Source organism: Hydrogenophaga sp., assembly GCF_025699295.1.
Lineage (GTDB): Bacteria > Pseudomonadota > Gammaproteobacteria > Burkholderiales > Burkholderiaceae_C > Hydrogenophaga.
This window is the reverse complement of sequence record NZ_JAILWB010000040.1, coordinates 1-3,100: the sequence shown is the minus strand read 5'-3', so window position 1 is coordinate 3,100 and position 3,100 is coordinate 1. Positions and strand designations below refer to the sequence as shown.

2 protein-coding genes and 1 pseudogene are annotated in these 3,100 nt (G+C 66.6%); all 3 read left to right on the top strand.

What is annotated here, in order from left to right:
• Positions 1 to 821, top strand: an 821-nt coding sequence (locus tag K5880_RS23075; protein WP_297658340.1) for a flagellin, incomplete at its 5' end; no start/stop codon positions are given.
• A gap of 167 nt (positions 822 to 988) precedes the next feature.
• A complete protein-coding gene (fliD, locus tag K5880_RS23070) occupies positions 989 to 2,398 on the top strand; it encodes a flagellar filament capping protein FliD (RefSeq protein ID WP_297658337.1) in 1,410 nt (469 codons plus the stop codon).
• Positions 2,399 to 2,600: 202 nt separating this feature from the next.
• Positions 2,601 to 3,100, top strand: a pseudogene (locus K5880_RS23065) (flagellin); the annotation flags it as partial.

Genomic DNA, 3,100 nt, shown 5'->3' with positions numbered 1-3,100 from the left:
GCGTGGCCAAGACCACGTCCTTCAACGGCACCAAGCTGCTCGACGGCTCGTTTGCGAACGCCACCTTCCAGGTCGGCGCCAACGCCGGCGAAGGCATCTCCATCGACAGCATCGTCAACTCCGACTCCGCGGCCCTGGGCCAGACCTCGGTGCACATGACGCCCCAGATCGTGCCGCCGGCCACGCCCGTGGCCCCCGCCGTGCTGGCCGCGATCCCTGCCGGTGGCGCCACGCCGCTGGGCATCAACGACGCCGCCGGCGTCGCGATCAACCTCGGCCCGATCGGTGAAGCCACCACGCTGGCGCAGCGCGCCGGCCAGATGGTCGATGCGATCAACGCCAAGTCCACGGAAACCGGCGTGTTCGCCCGCCCCACCCTCGATGCCGCGGGCGTGATGACAGGCTACGAAGTCTTCTCGGACCGTGCCATCGTGGCCGCCGATTTCGTCAACTTCGGCGCCGGCACCACCGGCGCGGGCGTCAACACCGCCGCAGCCGCCGACTCCTTCGTCGAAGACATCAACGTGACCTCGTTTGGTGACTCGCAGCTCGCGCTGAGGGTGATCGACAACGCGATCAACGCGGTCAACAGCTCGCGTGCCGACCTCGGCGCCCTGCAAAGCCGCTTCGAGAACGCCGTCGCCAACATCCAGATCACGGGCGAGAACATCTCCGCCGCGCGCGGCCGCATCATCGACGCCGACTTCGCCAAGGAAACCTCGAACCTGTCGCGCGCGCAGATCCTGCAGCAGGCCGGTACCGCGATGGTGGCCCAGGCCAACCAGATTCCCCAGGGAGTGCTCTCGCTGCTGCGGTCCTGATCGATCGCGCCATCCGCAAGCGCCGTGTGCCCCTGGCACCCGGCCATTGCGGGATGCACAGACCGCATGCCATGGGCGTGCGGTGCGTACATCCCGGAAGGACATGAACATGAACCGACACGCCACCCTTTGCATGCGCGCGCCACGCGCTGGCCAGGAGATCTGACATGCCCATCACGTCCACAGGCCTGGCCAGCGGCGTTCCGATCGCCGACATCGTTTCGCAGCTGGTCGCGCTGGAGCGCGCGCCCCTGACGCAGCTGCAGACGCAGGCCACCAAATACCAGAGCAAGATCTCCGTGCTCGGCACCCTGAGCTCGATGATGAATTCGCTGGGTGAGCTTGGCACCAAGCTGGCCGACCCCAACGCCTTCAAGGCGGTACAGGGCAACTCCTCCCAGACCACGGCGGTGGGCATCACCGTGGCCGCTGGCACCGCACCGACCGCCATGTCGGTCGAGGTACAGCAACTAGCCAGAGCGCAGTCCACGGCCACGCTCGCCGTGCCCCAGGACACCGCCATGGGCGCCGGCACCATGAGGATCACGCTGGGCGACTGGAGTTCGGGCTCCTTCGTCGCCGGCAGCGCCGCGGGGGTGGACATCGAGATCATCGAGGGCGAGGACACGCTGACGCAGATCGCGGCCAGGATCAATGCCGCGGGCGCGGGCGTGACAGCCACCGTGCTGCGCGACGCCTCGGGCGAGCGCCTGCTGATGCGTTCGAGAGACACCGGCGAGGCCCTGGGCTTCGAGGTGCAGGTCACCGACGCCGACGGTGTGGCCACCGAAGGCCTGTCGCGCCTGGCGGTGCAGGACGGCGTGGCCTCTGGCGTGCAGGTCACGCACGGCGCCAACGCGCAGGCCACCATCAACGGCATTGCAATCGAGTCGGCCAGCAACACTTTCAAGGACGGCCTGCCCGGCATCACGCTGCAGCTCTCCCAGGTCACCACCGCGCCGGTCGAGGTCTCGGTGAACAACGACAAGGCGGCGATGACCAAGACCATCCAGTCCTTCGTCGACGCCTACAACGCGCTCAACGACATGCTCACCAGCACGACCAAGTACGACCCCGACTCCAAGGTGGCCGGTACCCTGCAGGGCGACAGCACGGCCGTGGGCCTGCAAAATGCGCTGCGCGGCATGATGCGCTCGGTCACGCCCGGTAGTGCATTCACCACGCTGGCCGACATCGGCATCGACATCAAGTCCGGCGGCAAGATGAGCATCGACAGCACCAGGCTCAACGCCGCGCTGGACGACCCCGAGGCCGTGCAGAACCTGTTCAACGCCGACCACACGGACCCCACGGCCCAGGGCTTCGGTGAAAAGCTCAAGAGCTTCGCCGACGGATTCTCGGGCGCCAGCGGCACACTGACCTCGCGCACCGAATCGCTGCGCGCGGCCGTCACGCGCAACACCAGGGAACAGGACAAGGTGATCGAGCGCGCGGCACGGGCCGAGACGCGCTACCTCAAGCAGTACAACGCGATGGATGCCATGGTGGGGCAGCTCAATTCGCTCAACGCCTTCGTGACGCAGCAGATCGCGCAGTGGAACAAGACCACGTCCTGATGCAGGACGGACTGCCCGAAAAGGCCCTGGCGCGTGAGCACCAGGGCCTTTTTTCCGTGCGCTATTGCGCGGCGCATGCCACCAACACGCGAAATCCTCAAGAAAGCGTCCGAAGCTCCGAAATAGCTAACAACGAACTTCCCTGGGGGTTCGTCGTCCGGACACCGGGCAGTCCAACCCATCTCTTCAACAGGAGTTAGTTATGACCACCATCAACACGAACGTGATGTCGATGACCGCCCAGCGCAACCTGGGCACCACCTCCAGCTCGCTGGCCACCTCCATGCAGCGCCTGTCCTCGGGCCTGCGCGTCAACAGCGCCAAGGACGACGCGGCCGGCCTGGCCATCTCCGAGCGCATGAACGCTCAAGTGCGTGGCCTCAACGTCGCCTCGCGCAACGCCAACGACGGCATCTCCCTGGCCCAGACCGCTGAAGGCGCCCTGGGCAAGGTCGGCGACATGCTGCAACGCATGCGCGAACTCGCCGTGCAGTCGGCCAACGCCTCCAACAACGCCAGCGACCGCACGGCACTCAACGCCGAAGTCACGCAGCTGCGCCAGGAAATCGACCGCGTGGCCAAGACCACGTCCTTCAACGGCACCAAGCTGCTCGACGGCTCGTTTGCCAACGCCACCTTCCAGGTCGGCGCCAACGCCGGTGAAGGCATCGCCATCGACTCCATCGTCAGCGCCAACTCGGC